This window comes from Nocardioides sp. QY071, assembly GCF_029961765.1.
GTDB lineage: Bacteria > Actinomycetota > Actinomycetes > Propionibacteriales > Nocardioidaceae > Nocardioides.
In genome coordinates, this window is record NZ_CP124681.1 from 4,172,959 (window position 1) to 4,191,948 (window position 18,990).

Consider the following 18,990-nt stretch of genomic DNA (forward strand, 5'->3'; position numbering starts at 1 on the left):
TGGTGCAGCCACAGCGAGGACACCGCCCGACGGCGGCGATCAGGTCAGGTTGGGCAGGAGCCGCATCACTCCGTCGGTCGTCACCCATGCCAGGGCGATCGCGAGGGGGGTCGCAACCACCCACACGTGCACCAGCGACCATCTCTGACGGGCGGCGATGACCCCGAGCGTCAACGCCAGGAGCAGCGCGAGATCGAGGGCCAGCAGGGGCAGCACCCCTGTGTCGGTGCCCATCGGCTTCTCCGGTTCGGGGACCGTCGGCGGCAGGCCGGACGGTGCGGGGAACGCCGAGTCCGCCTCGGCGTCGACGTAGAGGGCCTCGCCCGGCGCGATCGCGCGCAGCCGGCCGTGGCCCTCGGCGGTGACCAGCGTGAGTCGCGCCCGGCCGGCCGCGAGCGGCTGGGGCAGCGGGTCTCCGCTGCGGCGCACGGTCGTGACCGTGAACGCCACCCGGCCCTGGGCGACGGTCACCTCGATCCGGTCGCCGGGCTCGAGCCGGTCGAGGTCGCGGAACGGGCTGCCGTACGTCGCGGCGCGGCCGAACACCACGGAGGCGCCGGCCTGGCCGGGCAGCACGGTGTTGCGCAGGTGGCCGGGCCCGGCGAGGAGGTCACCGGACGCGGTGCCCTCGACGACGACCTGCTGCAGGCCCAGCCGCGGGACCTGGATCAGCGCGACCGGTGCGCCCGGCTCGGTGACCGGCCCCACGCTCGCGGTCGCGGCGGCGACCTCGGCCCGGAACTCGTCGTACAGCAGTGCCTGGCTGCGCTCCTGGGCGACCCCGCCGAGGACGAGCAGCTGCAGCGCCATCCACAGCGTGACGAGTGCGGCCATGGTGGCCGAGGTGCTGATGACCGTGCTGGCGGTCTCGGCCCGGCTGGGCGGCCCGTCCTGCCGGGACGGGCGCGGGGCGCGCCGCTGCGGGCGGCGCCGGGGGCGCGCCCCGCTCTCCCGCGGCACGGTCTGCTCGCTCGCCGCGACCGGCGACTCCTCCAGCGTCGTCATCGACGGCTCCGGACCTGGACGACCCGCGACACGGCGCTGACGACCGTGAACACCAGGCCCAGCAGGAGCAGCACCGGCAGCAGCCGGCCACTCCACTCGGAGGACACCGCGTGAGTCGGGGGCATGGTGACGGCGCCGGGGGCCGCCGCTGCCGGACCTGCGGCGGGCGCGGCGGCGACGGGCTCCCCGGCGGGCGCGGCGGCCGCCGTCCCCGGGTTCACGGTCGCGGGACCGGCCTCGGCCGGCGCCGCGGCCGGCACCTTCTGCCTCTCGATCGCCCGGGCGACGCGCTGGGCCCGCGTGTAGAGCGCGCGGGTGGCGCCGGTGTCGCGGATCGGCACGAAGCCGCCCGGCAGCTCGCCGTTGCCGCTCCCGGCCCGCTGGCCCTCCGTCGTGGCGATCCGGATGAACTGCGCGACCTTGCCGGCGTCCTCCGGGGCGAGGTTCCGCAGCCGGGCCGCGGTGTAGACGACCATCGTGCCCGGGTAGGCGTTGCCCGCCTTGCGCAGCTTCGCCATGTCCATCTCGAACGGGCCGCGCCTGCCCTCGGGCCTGGCGAGCTTGACCGCTGCCGTCAACGAGTCGACCGACGGTATGACATACCGGCCCGGCCGGGTCTCCAGGCCCGCGGTGCGCAGGCCGTAGCGCTGGGCGTCACCGAGGCTGACGATGCCGAGCATGAAGCGGTCGCCGTAGTGCTGCCGCTCGGTCCGCCCGAGCTTGTAGATCGGCGGCGTGACGCTGAGGTCGGTGTCGCAGCGGGTCTGCACGTTCGGCCACGCGTCCAGCAGCGCCTCGGCGATCTTGCGCATCGTCGAGACCGGGGCGGCGAGGTCGTTGAAGTACGTCGACGGGTTGTTCGCCTTGCAGTCGGTGCCGCCCTTGGGGATGTAGCCGTCGAGCAGCGGCCACTCGTCGCGGGGCAGCTTGATCTTGCGGTACGACGGGTTGACCCGCATGCCCCACGGGTCCGGCTTGCCCTTGACGAAGTCCGTCGCCGCCTTGTCACTGGCGATGTAGTCGGTGAGCCGGCGGATGACGTCGGAGGAGTTGGACAGCGACAGCAGCGCGGCTCCGGCCTCCTGGGCCTCCTGCGACAGGCCGGGGTTGAGCGCGACGAACTCCGGGTCCTTCATGATCGCCCAGGGGTTCTGCTCCATCCCCGGGTGCCCCGCTCCGAAGCTCGATCCCGTGTAGGACTGGGTGAGCAGCTTGGCGAGCAGCCGGGCGTTGAGCCGGAGGTCGGCGTACTCACCCGCGTTGCCGGGCCGGTCGATGATGTAGCCGATGCCGAAGCCGGTGAGGGCCGTCGGCGCGTAGCCGACGGGATCGCCCTCCGTCTCGTACTCGGAGGAGACCAGTGCTGCCGCGCCGCCGCCCGAGGACATCAGCGAGAACCCCGCCTGGTCGGGCATCTGGTTGTGCTGGAACTTGAACCGCGACTTGTTCAGGCAGTACGCCGGAGCCCACTGCAGGGCGGCCTGCGCGAGCAGCTCGGAGCCGTAGAAGCCGGTCGGTGCCCGCGGGTCGAGGATGTCGCAGGTGTCCGGCGGGTCACCGAAGGTCACCGGGATCACGAAGCGGTTGCGCCAGTTGGACTGGGCCCACCACAGCATCGGCGAGACCGCCTGGTCGACGCCGACGTTGGTGACGTTGCTGGAGCCGGGAGCGAACTGGCCGGTGCGCCGGCAGGACTTCTCGACGACGCTCAGGTCGCGCTCGTCGGCGGTGGAGCCGGCCTCGCAGCTGATCCCGACGATCGGGATGACGACGATCGAGCAGGCCACCGACTTGCTGCAGCCGAGGGACTCGTTCTCGACGTCGGTGCGCACCTCGAACTGGACCGAGCCCTTGCCGTCGGCGTCGGTGTACGCCGCGATCTCGTTGGCGGGCAGTGCCGCGTCCGCCGCCGCCTCGGGCGGCATCGTCTTGGCGTCGCACGCCGCGAAGACCTGCCCCTTGGCGCTCACGAACGGCACCAGCCGCGTGTAGAGCAGGCCGGTGCGGTCGATGGTCGGGCACGCGTCGGCACCCGGGACGTCGCCCTTGCTGCTGGTCACCTTCTCGGTGTCGGACGCGAGGGCGTAGAGGTCCTCGGTCCAGGTCGCGTCGCTGGCCGACTTCGAGACCTGCGAGCGCTGGCCGAAGGACGACGTCCAGCAGGTCTCCGGCCTCACCTCGGCGCCGGTCCCCCGGCACTGCAGGACCACGACCGGGTACTCCTGGTTCATGCCGCCCGGGCCGAAGGGGTCGTTGGCCCGCCCGCCACTGGGCTGGGCACCGCTCCAGGTGATGCCCACCCGCTCCCGCCCGCGCAGGTTGCGCGTGTGGTCGGCGCTGACGGTGACCTGCCAGGGCTTGCCGGTGTTCGGGTCGGAGATCTCGGTCGACGAGCCGTCCGCGGCGACGAGCTCGCGCTCCATCGCTTGAGTGCTGCTCCATGCGTCACCGGCGCCGGCCGCGCGCGGCGTCACGGGCTGGGGCCGGTCGGCGGCGGCCGGGGCGGTGACGCCCGTCGCGGCGCTGGCGGCGACGACGAGCCCGACGAGGGCGAGCCGGGGGCTGCGCCGCCTCATCGCGACGTCCCCCCGGCGGCCAGCCGGCGCCGGAACATCGCGGCCAGCAGGCCGGGCAGCAGCACCAGGGCGAGCAGCTCCAGCACCACGACCCAGCCGAAGGGCCGGCGGTCACCGGCCCGCTCAGCTGACAGCGTGTCGGGCGAGGCCGTCACGGGCTGGCTGGTGGCGGCCACCGGTGTGGTGCCGTCGGTGGCGACCGGTACCTCCTGGCCGGTGACCGGATCGACGGCTGCCGGCGGTGCGGCGCCGGCGGCGGGCGCCGTACCTCCCGCGGCCGCGGCCTGCTCGTCGGTGGCGGGCTTGCCGGTGCCGGTGTCGTAGCCGCACGGACCGGCGCCGTCCTTGTCGCACTCCGGCGGCTTGGGCGCCTTCTCCGCCAGCAGGTTCTTGTCGAGGTTCTTGCCGTCGAAGGTGGGGTTGTTGCAGCTCTTGACGTCGCGGTCGGTCAGCTCGACGGCCGGGTCGGCCGCCTTCAGCTTCGCGATCTGGTCGAACCCGGCCTGGACCAGGTTGAGCGGCAGCGAGGAGTAGCCGTACGCGCCCGCCTTCGTCTGCCCGGTGCACAGCGAGTAGTACATGAAGTCGGCGAGGGTCTGCCGCTTGGCCGTCGACATCCGCTGGTCACCGGCACCGGTGGGCAGCAGCATGTACGAGTACGACGAGATCGGGTAGGACCGCGGGTCGTTGTGGGTGTAGACCCCGTCGAGGTTCTGCGTCAGGTACAGCGGCGACGTCGTGTCCATGTTGATCTTGGCCTGCGTCAGTGCCACCGCGGTGTTGAACTGCGTGGGCTCGACGTAGTAGCCGGCCGCGTTCCTCACCTTCACCACCGGGTAGTGGGCGTTGATCGCGTAGGAGTACTCGACGTACCCGATCATCCCGTTGCCCGAGAAGCCCTTGATCGTGTTCATCACCTGGTCGGAGCCGGCCTGGCTGACCATCCGGCTGCCCGACTTCTTGGGGTAGTACGACGTCAGCCCGGCCCGGCCGAAGTAGGCCCGCCAGATGCTGGGGTACTGCTTGTCCATCCAGGTGGTGAACTGTGCCGTCGTACCGGATCCGTCGGAGCGGACCACGGGGATGATCGGCAGGGCCGGGAACTTGCGGCCGTTGTTGTCCTTGGCGATCGCCGGGTCGTTCCAGTTGGTGATCTGGTTGGTGAAGATCTTGGCCAGCGTCTCCCCCGACAGGCGCAGGTTCTTGACCTGCTCGTTGCCGATCTTGAGCTGGTAGGTGAAGGCGGTGCCACCGGCCACGATGGGCAGGTAGGCGTACTGCCGGCCCTGGCTGGTGTCGGCCTGGCCCTGCTCGTCGGTGCCCTGGTACGGGATCTCGGAGATCGCGAAGTCGACGCTGTTGTTGGCGAAGTCCTTGCGGCCCTTGGTCGAGCCGCCGCCGGTGTAGACGACCTTCATGCCGTTGGCGTTCACGTCGGCGATCCACTGCTGGACGATGAGCTCCGACCAGGTCGAGCCGGTGCCCTCGATCTGGGCGTACGGCACGGCACCCCACGCCGCCAGGGGCAGGCTGATGCCGCAGATCATGGCGAGCAGGGTGGCCGTCAGGGCGCGTCCTCGGCGCTTCACGAGCTGGTCTCCTTCATGGCAGGGGCTTCATGGCACGGGGCCGGGTGGTCTTCCTCGCCCTCCTCGGGCGGGCCACGACCCGCGCGAGGACGAAGAGGAACAGCACGAGCGCGAGCAGGACGGTGGCGGCCGCGAAGGCGCGAGTGATCGCCTGCGGCTCGCCGCTGCGGACGGTCGTGTAGATGTAGAGCGGCAGCGAGTTCATGACGCCGTCGGTGGGTCCGACGACCATGAACGCGGCGGCGCCGGAGGTCAGCAGCACGGGCGAGGTCTCCCCCACCCCGCGGGCGACACCGAGGATGACGGCGGTCGCGAGGCCCGGCCGGGCCGTCGGCAGCACGACGTGCCACACGGTCCGCCACCGGCTGGCACCGAGGGCGAGCCCGGCCTCGCGCAGGTTGCCGGGCACGACGCGCAGCACCACGTCGGCGGCCCGGGCGACGATCGGCAGCATCATCACGGCGAGGGCGAGCGCGGCGGCCAACCCGGAGCGCGGCCAGCCCGCGACCACGATCACCGTCGTGTAGACGAACAGTCCGGCGACCACCGACGGCAGCGCCGTCATCGCCTCGACGATCGTGCGTACCAGGCCGGCGAACCGGCCCCCGACCTCGGTCATGAAGATCGCGGTGCCGATGCCGAGCGGCAGCACGATGACCAGCGCGATGCCGATCTCGATGACCGAGCCGACGGTCGCGTGGGCGATGCCGCCCATGTCGAAGGGGTCCTTGGGGCCGACGCCGGCCATGTCGTCGACGAAGAAGTTGGCGTGCAGCAGCGGCCGCCAGCCGCGCAGCACGATGAACGACAGCGTGCTCACCAGGGCCGCGCCGACGACCAGGGCACCGCCGGTGACGACGGACGCCACGAGCCGGTCGCGCACCTCGACCATCGACACGGTCAGTGCCGAGAGGACCGCGGTGACGGCAAGCCCGAGGACGAACCAGACGACGAGGAACCAGGCCGGCCCGGGGAGCGGCAGCAGTCGCTGGGTGACCAACCAGGCCATCCCCAGCGCCGAGGCCCAGGCGCCCCAGCGCACGAACCTCTCGTCGGCGGTGGGCCGGCCGAGGGAGGGGCGAGGTACGGCGGGAGCCGCGTCGTCGTCGTACTTGGGCAGGACGGTCGCACGCTGCGGCCGGACCGGCGAGGTCGTGGGAGCCGTGGTCATCTCAGGCCTCCGCCCCGGCGCCCGAGCGGCTCCGGCTGACCACGACGGCAGCGAGCGTGTTGACCGCGAGGGTGATGACGAACAGCACGAAGCCGGCCGCCAGGAGCGCGGAGAGCTGGCTGGCGCTGGCGTCGCCGAAGCGGCCCGCGATCAGCGCGCTGACGCTGTTGGTGCCGATCTCGAGCGGGCGGAGCTTGAGGTCGAACGACGGCGAGATGATGAGCAGGACCGCGATCGTCTCCCCGAGCGCCCGGCCGAGGGCGAGCATGGTGCCGCCGATGATGCCGCCGCGACCGAAGGGCAGCACGACGGTGCGGACCATGCCCCAGCGGGTCGCGCCGAGGGCGAGTGCGGCCTCCTTCTCCCCCGGCGGGGTCTGGCTGAACACCTGTCGCATCACGGCGCAGGCCATCGGCAGCACCATCATCGCCACGGCGATGCCGGCGCAGAACGCGCTCGCGGTGTAGCGGCTGGCGTCCCAGATGGCGGCGTCCGGGTCGGTGTCCTTGACGTCGAAGACCGGGATCCAGCCCAGGTGACGCTGCAGGAAGGTCGCGAACGCGGCGGCGTGCGGCATCACCAGGAAGAAGCCCCACAGGCCGTAGACGATCGACGGGATCGCGGCCATCAGGTCGACGAGGGAGACCAGGACGGAGCGGATCGACGCGGGCGCGTACTCCGAGATGTACAGCGCCGTGCTCAACGCCAGCGGGAACGCGATCACCATGGCGACCAGCGCGATCTGCACTGTGCCCGCCAGCACCGCGGCGATGCCGAGGACGTCGGCCTCGGGCAGCCAGTCGGACTCGGTGAAGAACCGCCACCCGTAGCGGTGCAGCGTGGGAAACGCCTGCCAGCCGAGAAACAGCCCGACCCCGCCCGTGATCACCAGCACCGAGGCGCCGATCGTCCGGGACACGTTGACGAACACCGCGTCGGCACCGGTGGCCTTGCGGGAGATCCGGCGCGGCTGCACGTCGGGCGCGCTCGGATCGACGAGGGGCAGGCTGGTCACAGTCGTCCTTGGTCGTGGCCACCCCGAGAAGGGCCGTCACGGCAGCGCGGGACCGCGCAACCACCGGAACGTTGACGGTGGTGCGCGACCAGTGAGGGTGACGCCGGTGAACGAGCGTGGAACGCTGCCGTTGGCTCTGGTGAAATCCGCGGCCCCGAACCCAGCGCGACCCGGCTCGGAGTAGCTCGGATTTCACGCCGACCCGGCACAAGGTGTCGCGAGATCGACGCCGACCCGGCACGAAGTGGCGCGAGATCGACGCCGACCCGGCGCAAAGTGGCACGGAATCGACGCCGACCCGGCAGAACTTCCCGTCGGAGGAACGGCAGCGAGACAGTTTCTGCCGGGTGAGTCGATTCCGGGAGCCACTACGCGCCGGGTCGGCAGAGCCTGAGAGCCACTACGCGCCGGGTCCGCGGAGTCTGAGAGCCACTTCGCGCCGGGTCGGCAGAGCCTGAGAGCCACTTGGCGCCGGGTCGGCGCTGGGCGGGTGGGCCCGGAATGTGACCTGTCGCACTCAGTGGGACAGGTCACATTCGGCGAAGGTTCCCGCACCTACGTTCCGCGCCATGACCGACCAGTTCACCCGTCGCCGCCGCGTCCGCGGCCTTGCGACCGCATCCGTCCTGCTCCTCGGCCTCACCGCGTGCGGTGGCGGGGACGACGGCAAGGACGACTTCGCCAAGCCGAAGCAGAACGCCGACGTCACTTTCTCGGGTGACCCGATCAAGGTCATGACGTTCACGCCCTACGACACCGACACCATCAACTTCAAGGCGGCGCTCGACGTCGCCGACGGGGCCAAGGTCGCCATCAACAACGCCGGCGGCATCAACGGCCACGAGGTCGTGGTCGTGCCCTGCAACGAGGGCGCCGACCCCAACAAGGCCGCCGACTGCGCCCGCAAGGCCGTCGACGAGGGTGTCTCCGCCGTCGTCGGTGGCTTCAGCGCCAACGGCGACACGATCATGCCGATCCTGGAGAAGGCCGGGATCCCGTGGATCGCCCCGCCGGTGATCAGCGCCGCGGAGCTGTCGAGCAAGCTCAGCTACCCGATCGTGCCGGGCGTCATCGCCCAGGCCGGTCTGGGCGCCAAGGCCGCCCAGGACGGCTGCGACAAGGTCGCCAACGTGATGTACGACCTGCCCTCCAGCGGCTCGGTCAAGGAGCTCGGCAACGTCGGACTCGCCAGCGACGGCCACGCCCCGGCGACCGTCGTACCCGTCCCGCCGACGACCACCGACTTCAGCTCCATCGCGCAGGAGATCAGCGACTACGACTGCGCGATCATGTCGATCCCGTCCGGTCCGTTGACCGGTGTCGCGGCCGCCGGCGCGAGCCTCGGCAGCAAGACGAAGTACTACGCGTTCCCCGGCACCCTGACCGACTCCGCGATCAGCCAGGCCGGCGGCGCCCTCGACAACGCCGTCACCATGTCGCCGTTCCCGCCTGCCGGTGACCCGGTGTGGGACGAGGCGAAGAAGATCGTGGGCGACATGTCCAGCGAGGAGAACGGCGGCTGGTCCTACATGTCGTACCAGAGCACCTGGGTCGGCTACCAGCTGCTCGGCGAGGTCCTCAAGGACAGCGACGACGTCTCCGCGACCGGCGTCAAGGCGGCGTTCGACGCGGCCTCGGCGGTCGACGGCCTGGGCTTCACGCCGGAGCTGGACTTCACCCAGGAGTTCCCCGCCCCCGGCATGAACCGGATCTTCAACACCTTGGTCATGTTCCACGACATCGAGGACGGCGCGCTCCACCAGGACGGCGACTACGTCGACCTCGGCGCCTCCCTGACGCCCGCGTCGTGACCGCGGTGCAGGCGCCGCCCGTCGCGGGCGGCCAGGTCCGGCCCGGCCAGGTCGTCGTCGAGGCGACCGGCCTGACCGCCGGGTACGCCGGGACCCCGGCTGTCCACGGCGTCGACCTCCGGGTCCGGGCCGGCGAGGTCCTGGCCCTGCTCGGCGCCAACGGCGCCGGCAAGACCACCACGCTGCTGTCACTCGCCGGCGAGCTGGCACCGATCTCCGGATCGGTGGCGGTCCTCGGCGACGCCCGGCGGCGGCGCCTGCACCAACGGGCCCGTGCGGGCCTGGGCTTCCTGACCGAGGAGCGCTGCGTCTTCATGCAGCTCACCGGCTGGCAGAACCTGAAGATCGGCCGCGGGTCGGCCGAGAAGGCGCTTGCCTACTTCCCCGAGCTGGAGCCGCACCTGTCCAAGAAGGTCGGGCTGCTCTCGGGCGGCCAGCAGCAGATGCTCGCGCTCGGCCGGATCCTGGCCGCCGAGCCGCAGGTTCTGCTCGCCGACGAGCTGTCCCTGGGCCTGGCCCCACTCGTCGTCGAGCGGTTGCTGGCCGCCGTACGACGGGCCGCGGACGACGGCGTCGCGGTCGTGCTCGTCGAGCAGCACGTCCGCCAGGCGCTGGCGATCGCCGACCACGTGCACGTGATGCGGCGCGGCCGCATCGTCCTCTCGGGACCTGCCTCCGAACTGCGCGACGACGCCGAGCGCATCGCCGCCACCTACCTGAGCGAGAGCACCGAACCATGACCGACCTCATCCGGTACGCCCTCCTCGGCCTCGGCACGGGCGGCATCTATGCCCTGCTAGGCCTCGGACTGGTCGTGATCTACCGCGGCTCGGGCGTGATCAACTTCGCCCACGCGGGCTTCGCACTGGTCGGGGCGTACCTCACCTACGAGCTGCAGACCGTCCACGGCCTCGGCCTGGGCGTCTCCCTCGGCACGGCGGTCGCCGCGACCGCGCTGCTCGGGGTGCTCACCCACCACCTGGTGCTGCGCCCGCTGCGCAGCGCCAGCCCACTGGCCCGGGTGATCGCCACCCTCGGCCTGCTGACGATGCTGACCGAGGCCATCCAGCTCAAGTACGGCGCCCAGCAGCTGCGCACCGAGTCACCGCTGCCCAACGAGGCGATCACCGTGGCCGGCGACGTCGTGGTCGGCCAGTACGCCTTCTGGCTGGTCGGCATCGCGACCATCGCCGCGCTGGCGCTCGCCATCGCCGGCACCCGCACCCGGATCGGGTACGCCGTGTCCGCGTCGGCCGAGAACCCGCGCGGCGCCGCTGCGCTGGGCTGGGCGCCGGACCTGCTCGCCAGCGTCACCTGGGCGATCGGCGGCGGCCTCGCCGCGCTGGCCGGCGGGCTGTTCCCGTCGACCACCTTCGGCTTCATCTCGCCGACCCCGTTCGGCGTGCTCATCATCGGCGCGCTCGCCACCGCCCTGCTCGGCGGCTTCCGCTCCTACCCGCTCGCCCTGCTGGGCGGGCTGTTCCTCGGCGCCGCCCAGTCCGCGACCCGGCACTTCACCGACCAGACCGGCGTCTCGGACGCCGTACCGTTCCTCGCGATCATCGTCGTGCTGGTGCTGCGCGGCCGCGGCCTGCCGCTGCGCGGCAGCATCACCGACCGGCTCCCCCGCGTCGGCACCGGACGGGTCCGCCCGTGGCTGGTCGTGGTGCTGGCCGGAGCGGCGCTGCTCTGGGTCGGCCTCGGCGCCTCGGCCGACTGGTACGCGCCCACCATCATCAGCGCCACGTTCGCGCTGATCGGGCTGTCCATCGTGCTGCTGACCGGGTACGCCGGGCAGCTCTCCATCGCCCAGTTCGCGCTCGCGGGCATCGGCGCGTTCGCCGCCGGGCGGTTCGTGGTCTTCCACGGCTGGCCCTTCGAGCTGGCGCTGGCTGCCGGCGTGGTCGTGGCGATGCTGGTCGGCCTGCTGTTCGGGCTGCCCGCACTGCGCACCCGCGGCGTCAACCTCGCCGTCGTCACCTTCGGGCTGGGCTTCGCCGTGCACCAGATGGTGTTCAGCAACAGCGACTACACCGCCAAGGTCACCCCGCGCGAGGTCCGCCTGCTCGGCATCGACATCGAGCCGATCGACCACGCCCGCAACTACGCGCTGGTCTGCCTCGTGGCGCTGGTCCTGGCCGCGCTCGTCGTCGCGAACGTACGCCGGGGGCGCAGCGGGCGCCGGCTGCTCGCCGTACGCACCAACGAGCGGGCGGCCGCCGCGATCGGCGTCAACGTCTTCGAGGCCAAGCTGTATGCGTTCACGCTCTCGGCCGGCATCGCGGGCCTGGGCGGTGCGCTGCTGGGCTTCAGCTACGCGACGATCCTCTACCCGCAGCTCTTCGCGCCCGGCGCCTCGATCTCCGTGCTCGCCGCGACGGTCATCGGCAGCACCGGCTACCTCGCCGGTCCGTTCATCGGCGCCATCTCCGCGCCCGGCGGCCTGATCACCCTGCTCGGATCGGACGGTCCGGCCACCACCGCTGCGGTGCAGGACGGGCTGACCTGGCAGTCCTGGCTGCCACTCGCCTCGGCCCTGCTGCTGATCATCACCCTGATCGCCAGCCAGCACGGCGTCGCCGAGTCGATCGACGCGTCCACCCGCAAGCTGCGGGCACGGATCCCCGGCCTGCGTCCGGGCAGGCCACAGCCGCTGCCGCCGACCGAGCGGGCCACGGTTCCGGCGCGCACCCTCGAGGTCGCCGGACTCACCCAGCGCTTCGGCGGGTTCGTCGCCCTCGACGACGTCTCGCTGACCGTCGCCCCCGGCCAGGTCGTCGGCCTGCTCGGCCCCAACGGCGCCGGCAAGACGACGCTCATCGACTGCGTCAGCGGCAACAACCGGGTCTCGTCCGGCACGATCAGCTGGGACGGGCGCGACGTGACCCGGTGGGCGCCGTACCGCCGCGCCCGGGCCGGCCTCTCCCGCTCGTTCCAGTCGCTCGAGCTGTTCGACGACCTGACCGTGCGCGAGAACCTGCTCGCCGCCGCCGACCGGCGCGACCGACTGGCGTACCTGACCGACCTGGTCCTCCCCGGTCGCTCTCGGATGCCCGCCACCGTGGTCGCCGCCGTCGAGGAGCTCGGACTCGCGCCGCTGCTCGACAGCCGCGCCGAGGACCTCTCCTACGGCCAGCGCCGCCTCGTCGCCATCGCCCGCGCCGTCGCCAGCAGTCCGTCGGTGCTGATGCTCGACGAACCGGCCGCCGGCCTCGACGAGACCGAGAGTGCCGAGCTCGGCCGCCTGGTCCGCCGGCTGGCCGACGAGTGGGGCATGGGCATCCTGCTCATCGAGCACGACGTCGCCCTCGTCCTCGAGAACGCCGACCGGGTCGTCGTCCTCGACTTCGGCCACCGCATCGCCGAGGGCACCCCCGCCGAGATCCGCACCGACCCGGCCGTACGGCGGGCCTATCTCGGCGAGGAGGCCGAACCCGTCTCGGTCTGAGGTCGACCGCACCCCATGCGTCTTGGTCGTGATCTCGCGAAGATCGCGACCGATTCGCATGGGGTGCGGTGCATCAGCGGTGGATGAACTCCGCGGCGAACTTCGCCACGCTCTCCAGCCGGGCCTCACGGTCGGCCTGGGCGTGACCGAGCATCCGCCACGGGTTGAGCCACACGTCCGTGGCACCGGCAGCCGCCAGGTCGTCGAAGCCGGCCGCGTCGGCGACACCGACGGGCGAGACACAGACCGAGAACGGTACGTCGGCCCGCCCCGCCTCCTCGCGCAGCCCGGTCAGCCGCGCGATCACGGGCGGCAGGTCGGCGGCCGGGAGGTTGGCCGAGATCCAGCCGTCGCCGAGGCGCGCGGCGCGACGCAGGGCGGGCTCGGTGTGGCCGCCGACCAGGATCGGCAGCGGCTGCTGCGGTGCCGGGGAGATGATCAGCCGGTCGAAGTCGTAGTGCCTGCCGTGGAACTCCGCCCACTGCGGGCCGCCGCCGGGACACACGGCGCGCAGGACGGCGATCGCCTCGTCGGTGCGAGCGCCGCGGGTGCGCATCTCGGTGCCGGTGAAGCGGAACTCCTCGGGCATCCACGACAGTCCGACGCCCAGCTCGAGCCGCTCCCCGGTGAGCACGGCGAGCGTGGACACCTGCTTGGCGAGCAGCAGCGGGTCGCGCAGCGGCAGCTTGAGCACCGAGACCCGGAACCGGATCCGCTCGGTGACCGCGGCCAGCGCGGCGATGGTGACCAACGGGTCGGGCATGTCGGTGTCGGGGGCCCACATCCGCTTGCCGTCGCCGGAGTAGGGGTAGTCGGCCGAGACCTGCTCGGGGAAGAACACCGAGTCGGGGAGGCTGATCGCGTCCCAGCCCTCGGCCTCGGCCGCGCGGGCCAGCTCGGGGAGGTCGCCGGTCGGCACCATCCCCACGGACAGGGTCCAGTTGAGGTCGCTCATCCGGCGAGCCTCACCGGCTCACCGGGTCGCCGGAAGGGGTCTCCCGCTGACCGGGATCGACCGGATCGACCGGATCGACCGGATCGACCGGATCGACCGGGGGTCAGGATCCGGGCGGGCCCACGACCAGCGCGACGCCGGTCAGCGCGGCGACGGCGACCAGGCCCACGCCCAGACCGCGCAGCGGGTTGGTGAGCAGCCACGCGACGACGCGATCGGGGAACGAGGACGAAGCCCCGGCGGGCAGCCGCCACGCGTCGCCCAACCAGCCCTTGCGGATCGCGAACCACTCGAGCGGCAGCGTCGCGAGCGGAGGTACGGCGGCGACCAGCGCGAGCAGGCCACGTCCCGCCGACCAGCGCCGGTCCACCCAGACCACCACGGTCGTGACGACGTACGCGACGAACACGATGCCGTGCAGCATCCCGAAGATCCGCACACCGGTCTCGTTCTCGGCCGGCCCGTACTTGAGGAACATGCCGAGCAGCAGCCCCGTCCACGTGATCGCCTCGGCGATCGCGACGGTGCGGAACAGGCGGGTGGGGGTGTTCATGACGTGCCTTCCTCGGTGCGGGCCAGCTCGGCCTTCCAGTCGCGGAAGGTCTCCTCGGTGCGGCCCTGCTTCCAGTACGCGGAGATCGAGACGTCGGCGCGCGGGACCCCGCGCTCGCCGTACAGGTAGGGCCGGATCTCCTTCATCACGGCCTGCCCCTCGCCGTGCACGAACGCGTGCACGCGGCCCTCGCGCCACGGCAGCGCGCGCACGGCGTCGGCCAGGCCGGGGTGGCTCGGGTCGGAGCGGTGCAGCCAGGTCACCGCGACGCCGGCGGGAGCCGCGACCGGCTGCTGGTACGACGGCCCGTCGACCTGCAGCACGACGTACCCCTGCGCGTCCTCGGCCAGCGCCGCCAGCGCCTGCCGGATCGCGGGGATCGCGGCCTCGTCGCCGGCGAGCAGGTGCCAGTCGGCGGCGGGGTCGGGGGCGTAGGCGCCGCCCGGCCCGCGGACGTGGATGGTGTCGCCGGGCTGCGCCCGCGCGGCCCAGGGACCGGCGATGCCCTCGTCACCGTGCACGACGAAGTCGATGGTGAGCGTGCCGGCGGCGACGTCGGGCTCGAGCGCGGTATAGGTGCGCAGCGTCGGGCGCCCGCCGGCCTCGAGCTCGGCGGGGTCGCCGAAGACGAGCTTGACGTAGCGGTCGGTGAAGGTGCTCTGCGCGAAGGCGGCCAGGTCGCCCGAGAAGCGGATCCGGGTCATCCCCGGGCTGAGCTGCTCCGTCGACTCGACGGTCAGCAGCGTGATGGGCTTGCTCACGGGTCCTGAGGCTACCCGTGTGACCCAGCTCGCTCCTCGGTCAGGACCCGAACCGGCGCTCGCGCTGCGCGTAGGCGCGGATCGCGCGCAGGAAGTCGACCCGGCGGAAGTCGGGCCAGTACGCCTCGCAGAAGTAGAACTCCGACTTCGCGCTCTGCCACAGCAGGAAGCCGCCGAGGCGCTGCTCCCCCGAGGTGCGGATCACCAGGTCGGGGTCGGGCTGGCCCTTGGTGTAGAGGTGCTCCTCGATGTGCTCGATGTCGATCTGCTGGGCGAGCAGCTCGAGCGGCGTGCCGAGGGCGGCGTGCTCGGTGAGCAGGGAGCGGACGGCGTCGGCGATCTCGCGGCGACCGCCGTACGCGACCGCGACGTTGACGATCATCCCGTCGACGTCGGCCGTCGCCTCTGCGGCGGCCTTGAGCCGCTTGGCGGCCGCGTCGGGGAGCAGGTCGAGGGCGCCCACCGGGTGCAGCCGCCAGCGCCGCTGGTCGGCGAGCGAGTCGACGGCCTCGACGATGATCTCGAGCAGCGGCTCGAGCTCCTCGGCGGGACGGTTGAGGTTGTCGGTGGACAGCAGCCACAAGGTGACCACCTCGATGCCGACCTCGTCGCACCAGCCGAGCAGCGGCTCGATGTTGGCGGCGCCCGCGCGGTGCCCGTGGGCGGTGTCGCGACCGACCGCCCGGGCCCAGCGCCGGTTGCCGTCGAGCATGACGCCGATGTGCTTGGGCAGGTTGCTCGGCATCTTGCGAAGCATGCGTGCCTCGTACGCCGGGTAGAGCACCCTGCGCGCACCGCGCTTCCAATCCGCCACACCCTGATGTTAGCCGGGGTTCCCGGTCACCCACCCGACTGACACGATGAGACCAATCGCGAACCGACAGATAGGACGACCATGACTGCAGCCGCCTGGCACCCGGACCCCACCGGCCGCCACGAGCTCCGCTACTGGGACGGCTCCCAGTGGACCGACCACGTGTCCGACCAGGGCGTGCAGTCGACCAACGCGCTCTACCCGTCCGGCGACGCCGGCGCTGCCGAGACCGGCACCGACGCCACCGGCAGCGGCACCGCCACCGACTCCGGCGGTACGTCGGACAGCGGCTCCTCCGGCGACGTGTGGGTCGGCAGCGAGGAGGCCGCCGAGAGCGGGGTGAGCGAGTCCGCCGACAGTGGCGCGGGCGAGCCGGCCGAGCCCGCGTTCTCCTTCGACGCCGTCACCGCCGTCGCCCCGCGCGCCGCCCAGCCGGCCGAGCCGGCCCAGCAGTCCCAGCCGCCCGCGCAGCCTCCCGCGCAGCCCCCGGCCCAGGCCCCGGCCCAGGCCCCGGTGCAGCAGCCGTACCAGCAGGCCCAGCAGCCGTCGTACCAGCCCATGGGCCAGCAGCCGGCGGGCGGCTACAGCGCCCAGCAGGTGCCGGCCGACGCCTTCGCCGGCATCTCCGGCGAGCTGATCGACGGCCGCTTCAGCGAGGTCGACGGTGCCGGCGCGATCCTGCAGAACAAGAAGCTGCTGCGGGTGCGGATCACCGAGCCGTTCATGGCCAAGCAGGGCTCGATGGTCGCCTACCAGGGCAACGTCAACTTCGCCTACCAGGGCGGGGGTGCCGCGAAGTTCCTCAAGAAGGCGCTGACCGGCGAGGGCCTGCAGCTGATGCGGGTCGAGGGCCAGGGCGACGTCTTCCTCGCCGACCTCGCGCACGAGGTCCACATCCTGCACCTCAACAACAGCGGCCTGTCGGTCAACGGCACGAACGTCCTGGCCTTCTCGGCCTCGCTGGACTGGAACGTCGAGCGGGTCAAGGGCGGCAGCATCGCGGCCGGCGGCCTGTTCAACACCACCCTGCGCGGCACCGGCTGGGTCGCGATCACCACCGAGGGCGCGCCGGTCGTGCTCAACGCGGCCGAGGCGCCGACCTTCGCCGACGCGAACGCGCTGGTCGCCTGGTCGGTGCACCTGCAGACCTCGATCCGCTCCACCGTCTCGGCGGGCGCCCTCATCGGCCGCGGCTCGGGCGAGGCGTTCCAGGTGTCCTTCCAGGGTCCGGGCTTCGTCATCGTGCAGCCCTCGGAGGGTCCGCCGGTCCACACCGCCTGACCCGTTCGGGCTACGCCGACGACGGCCGGATGAGCGTGAGATCACGTTCGTCCGGCCGTCGTTGCGTCCACGGGTCGCGGGTACCCTTCCTGCATGAACCAGGCCATCCACCACGCGAACGAGAAGGTCCGCGCCCGGCTGGACGACCTCGGGGAACAGATCAGCGAGACCGTCGCGGACATCAAGCCCAAGCTCCGCGGCTGGTTCCACCTCGTGTCCACCCCGCTCGTCCTCGCGGCCGGGATCGTGCTCGTCTGCCTCTCACCGACCGCCACGACCAAGGCGGGCTCGGCCCTGTACGCCGGCTCCGCCCTGCTGCTCTTCGGGACCTCCGCGCTCTACCACCGCGGCACCTGGTCGCCGAAGGTCTGGACCGTGCTCAACCGGTTCGACCACTCCAACATCTTCTTGTTCATTGCCGGCTCCTACACGCCGTTCGCGCTGATCCTGCTCGACGGCACCGCCCGCGTCGTGATGCTCTCGACCGTGTGGACCGGTGCGCTGCTCGGCATCGCGTTCAAGATCTTCTGGCCCAGCGCCCCACGCTGGCTCTCGGCGCCGATCTACATCGCGCTCGGCTGGGCGGCGATCTTCTTCATCCCGGCGTTCTTCGAGGGCGCGACCGCGATGGGGCTCGGCATCGGGATCGCGATCTTCGTGCTCATCGCCGTGGGCGGCGCGCTCTACACGATGGGCGGCCTGGTCTACGGGTTCAAGTGGCCCAACCCGTCGCCGCGGGTGTTCGGCTTCCACGAGATCTTCCACGGCTTCACGGTCGCCGCGTTCGTGGCGCACTACGTCGGCGTCTCGCTGGCGACCTACTCGCTGCGCTGACGCTCCAGCAGCACCAGCACCTCCGCGTGCGGGGTCTGCGGGAACATGTCGAGCAGGCGTCCCCGCACGGGTCGGTAGGACGCCAGGTCGGCCAGGTCGCGCGCCAGCGTCTCGGGGTTGCAGCTGGAGTAGAGGACGTACGCCGCCCCCGACTCCTCGAGCCGCCTGGACAGGTCGTGCCCCAGGCCGCGCCGCGGCGGGTTGACCACGACCAGGTCGGCTCCCGCCAGCAGCGCGGCGTGCTCGGGCGCGGTCGCGTCGCCGACCGCGAAGTCGACCTGCCCCGCCAGCCCGGCCTCGTCGCGTGAGCGCTGCGCCGAGGCGATCGCGTCGGCGCTGATCTCGATGCCGGTGACCTGCCGGCCGGGCGCGGCGAGATGGAGCGCGAACCCGCCGACGCCGCAGTAGAGGTCGACCACCCGGGCCGGCGCGAGGTCGGCGACCCAGGCGACCGCCTCGGCGTACAGCGCCGCGGCGACGGCGGTGTTGGTCTGGAAGAAGCTGAGCGGACGCAGGTGCAGGGTCACCGCGCCGAGCCGCATCGGCAGGGTGTCGGCCTCGGTCAGCACCACCTCGCGCTCCCCCTCGAGCACCGCGCGGTGCTCGGGCTGGACGTTGATCGTGACCACGCGCAGCCCGGGCAGGACGCCGAGCAGCCACGGCAGGTGCTTGCGCACCCGCGCCTCGACCGCCGTCGAGCGCACCACCAGCCGCACCATCAGCTCGCCGTCGGGCGAGGCCGTCACGAGCAGGTGCTTGAGCTCGCCGCGCTGGCTGACCGGCGCCGCCGAGCCGACGTCGTACGGCGTCAGGTCGGCGCGCCGCACGAGCTCCGCCAGCACCGGAAGCGCCTCCACGATGACCGGCTCGTGCAGGGCGCAGTCGCGCAGGTCCACGCCCGCACCGCCCGGGTCCAAGATCCCGAGGGTGGGAGCCGAAGCCGTCCCCGCGACGACCATCTTGGCCTTGTTGCGGAAGCCCGATGCCGGGCTGGTCACCGGCGGCAGCCACACCAGACCGGGCGCGTCGACCAGCGCCCGGGTCGCGTCGAGCTTCGCGGCCAGCTGGTCGTCGTACGGCTGCCCGAGCCAGGTGCACGAGCGGCACTCCCCCGCCGTGAAGTGGGCACAGTCGAGGACGGCGGGACCCATGGATCCATCGTAGGCGGGCACTAGGC

Annotated in this window: 15 protein-coding genes; 5 read left to right on the top strand and 10 right to left on the bottom strand. The window is 72.2% G+C overall.

The annotated features are described in order from the left end of the window. Positions 1 to 39: 39 nt before the first annotated feature. The 5 genes from QI633_RS20075 to pstC are packed head-to-tail and all read right to left on the bottom strand — an operon-like array spanning position 40 to position 7,356. The gene (locus tag QI633_RS20075) at positions 40 to 1,005 is read right to left on the bottom strand and encodes a class E sortase (protein ID WP_282426848.1); all 966 of its coding nucleotides are present in this window, start codon (positions 1,003 to 1,005) and stop codon (positions 40 to 42) included. Then, positions 1,002 to 3,581 carry a hypothetical protein gene (locus QI633_RS20080; RefSeq protein WP_282426849.1) on the bottom strand — a complete coding sequence of 860 codons (2,580 nt, stop codon included), beginning with the start codon at positions 3,579 to 3,581 and terminating at the stop codon, positions 1,002 to 1,004. Before QI633_RS20080 ends, QI633_RS20075 begins: the two co-directional genes overlap by 4 nt. After that, positions 3,578 to 5,170 carry a substrate-binding domain-containing protein gene (locus QI633_RS20085; protein WP_282426850.1) on the bottom strand — a complete coding sequence of 531 codons (1,593 nt, stop codon included), beginning with the start codon at positions 5,168 to 5,170 and terminating at the stop codon, positions 3,578 to 3,580. Before QI633_RS20085 ends, QI633_RS20080 begins: the two co-directional genes overlap by 4 nt. Positions 5,171 to 5,183: 13 nt before the next feature. Beyond that, positions 5,184 to 6,341 (bottom strand): phosphate ABC transporter permease PstA, encoded by a 1,158-nt coding sequence (gene pstA / locus QI633_RS20090; RefSeq protein ID WP_282426851.1) that lies wholly within the window; start codon positions 6,339 to 6,341, stop codon positions 5,184 to 5,186. A 1-nt stretch (position 6,342) separates the two neighbouring features. Continuing rightward, positions 6,343 to 7,356: a phosphate ABC transporter permease subunit PstC gene (pstC, locus tag QI633_RS20095; RefSeq protein WP_141797746.1), complete on the bottom strand. Its 1,014-nt coding sequence runs from the start codon at positions 7,354 to 7,356 to the stop codon at positions 6,343 to 6,345. Positions 7,357 to 7,925: 569 nt separating this feature from the next. Here pstC and QI633_RS20100 point away from each other — a divergent pair. Genes QI633_RS20100 through QI633_RS20110 form a run of 3 tightly spaced genes read left to right on the top strand, consistent with a single transcriptional unit; the run spans position 7,926 to position 12,615 of the window. After that, positions 7,926 to 9,167, top strand: coding sequence for an ABC transporter substrate-binding protein (locus QI633_RS20100; RefSeq protein WP_282426852.1), 1,242 nt, complete (start codon positions 7,926 to 7,928; stop codon positions 9,165 to 9,167). Then, positions 9,164 to 9,907 (top strand): ATP-binding cassette domain-containing protein, encoded by a 744-nt coding sequence (locus tag QI633_RS20105; protein WP_282426853.1) that lies wholly within the window; start codon positions 9,164 to 9,166, stop codon positions 9,905 to 9,907. Before QI633_RS20100 ends, QI633_RS20105 begins: the two co-directional genes overlap by 4 nt. Next, on the top strand, positions 9,904 to 12,615 hold the full coding sequence (locus QI633_RS20110; RefSeq protein WP_282426854.1) for a branched-chain amino acid ABC transporter permease/ATP-binding protein: 2,712 nt from the start codon (positions 9,904 to 9,906) through the stop codon (positions 12,613 to 12,615). Before QI633_RS20105 ends, QI633_RS20110 begins: the two co-directional genes overlap by 4 nt. A 73-nt stretch (positions 12,616 to 12,688) precedes the next feature. Here QI633_RS20110 and QI633_RS20115 read toward each other — a convergent pair whose 3' ends face one another. The 4 genes from QI633_RS20115 to QI633_RS20130 form a co-directional block, all read right to left on the bottom strand. Then, complete coding sequence (locus QI633_RS20115; RefSeq protein ID WP_282426855.1) at positions 12,689 to 13,570, bottom strand: TIGR03619 family F420-dependent LLM class oxidoreductase; 882 nt, start codon at positions 13,568 to 13,570, stop codon at positions 12,689 to 12,691. A 103-nt stretch (positions 13,571 to 13,673) separates the two neighbouring features. Beyond that, entirely contained in the window at positions 13,674 to 14,123 is a 450-nt protein-coding gene (locus QI633_RS20120) for a DUF3817 domain-containing protein (protein ID WP_282426856.1), read from the bottom strand. Further along, on the bottom strand, positions 14,120 to 14,884 hold the full coding sequence (locus tag QI633_RS20125; protein ID WP_141797740.1) for a siderophore-interacting protein: 765 nt from the start codon (positions 14,882 to 14,884) through the stop codon (positions 14,120 to 14,122). The genes QI633_RS20120 and QI633_RS20125 overlap by 4 nt, the downstream gene beginning before the upstream one ends. 40 nt (positions 14,885 to 14,924) lie before the next feature. Then, a complete protein-coding gene (locus tag QI633_RS20130) occupies positions 14,925 to 15,698 on the bottom strand; it encodes an isoprenyl transferase (RefSeq protein ID WP_141797739.1) in 774 nt (257 codons plus the stop codon). An 81-nt stretch (positions 15,699 to 15,779) separates the two neighbouring features. Here QI633_RS20130 and QI633_RS20135 point away from each other — a divergent pair, with 81 nt between their 5' ends. After that, positions 15,780 to 16,979: an AIM24 family protein gene (locus tag QI633_RS20135; protein WP_282426857.1), complete on the top strand. Its 1,200-nt coding sequence runs from the start codon at positions 15,780 to 15,782 to the stop codon at positions 16,977 to 16,979. Between the two features lie 93 nt (positions 16,980 to 17,072). Continuing rightward, a complete protein-coding gene (locus QI633_RS20140) occupies positions 17,073 to 17,813 on the top strand; it encodes a hemolysin III family protein (protein WP_141797737.1) in 741 nt (246 codons plus the stop codon). On the opposite strand, the gene rlmC is transcribed toward QI633_RS20140, so the two are convergent. Next, a complete protein-coding gene (rlmC, locus tag QI633_RS20145) occupies positions 17,798 to 18,964 on the bottom strand; it encodes a 23S rRNA (uracil(747)-C(5))-methyltransferase RlmC (protein WP_282426858.1) in 1,167 nt (388 codons plus the stop codon). The two genes, QI633_RS20140 and rlmC, sit on opposite strands and share 16 nt — an antisense overlap. Positions 18,965 to 18,990: the final 26 nt, after the last annotated feature.

Excerpts from the sequence above, each read along its gene's own strand:
- QI633_RS20110 (WP_282426854.1), top strand. The coding sequence starts at position 9,904 with ATGACCGACCTCATCCGGTACGCCCTCCTCGGCCTCGGCACGGGCGGC.
- QI633_RS20135 (WP_282426857.1), top strand. The coding sequence starts at position 15,780 with ATGACTGCAGCCGCCTGGCACCCGGACCCCACCGGCCGCCACGAGCTC.
- QI633_RS20080 (WP_282426849.1), bottom strand. The coding sequence starts at position 3,581 with ATGAGGCGGCGCAGCCCCCGGCTCGCCCTCGTCGGGCTCGTCGTCGCC.
- QI633_RS20075 (WP_282426848.1), bottom strand. The coding sequence starts at position 1,005 with ATGACGACGCTGGAGGAGTCGCCGGTCGCGGCGAGCGAGCAGACCGTG.
- pstA (WP_282426851.1), bottom strand. The coding sequence starts at position 6,341 with ATGACCACGGCTCCCACGACCTCGCCGGTCCGGCCGCAGCGTGCGACC.
- QI633_RS20100 (WP_282426852.1), top strand. The coding sequence starts at position 7,926 with ATGACCGACCAGTTCACCCGTCGCCGCCGCGTCCGCGGCCTTGCGACC.
- QI633_RS20140 (WP_141797737.1), top strand. The coding sequence starts at position 17,073 with ATGAACCAGGCCATCCACCACGCGAACGAGAAGGTCCGCGCCCGGCTG.
- rlmC (WP_282426858.1), bottom strand. The coding sequence starts at position 18,964 with ATGGGTCCCGCCGTCCTCGACTGTGCCCACTTCACGGCGGGGGAGTGC.
- QI633_RS20115 (WP_282426855.1), bottom strand. The coding sequence starts at position 13,570 with ATGAGCGACCTCAACTGGACCCTGTCCGTGGGGATGGTGCCGACCGGC.
- QI633_RS20120 (WP_282426856.1), bottom strand. The coding sequence starts at position 14,123 with ATGAACACCCCCACCCGCCTGTTCCGCACCGTCGCGATCGCCGAGGCG.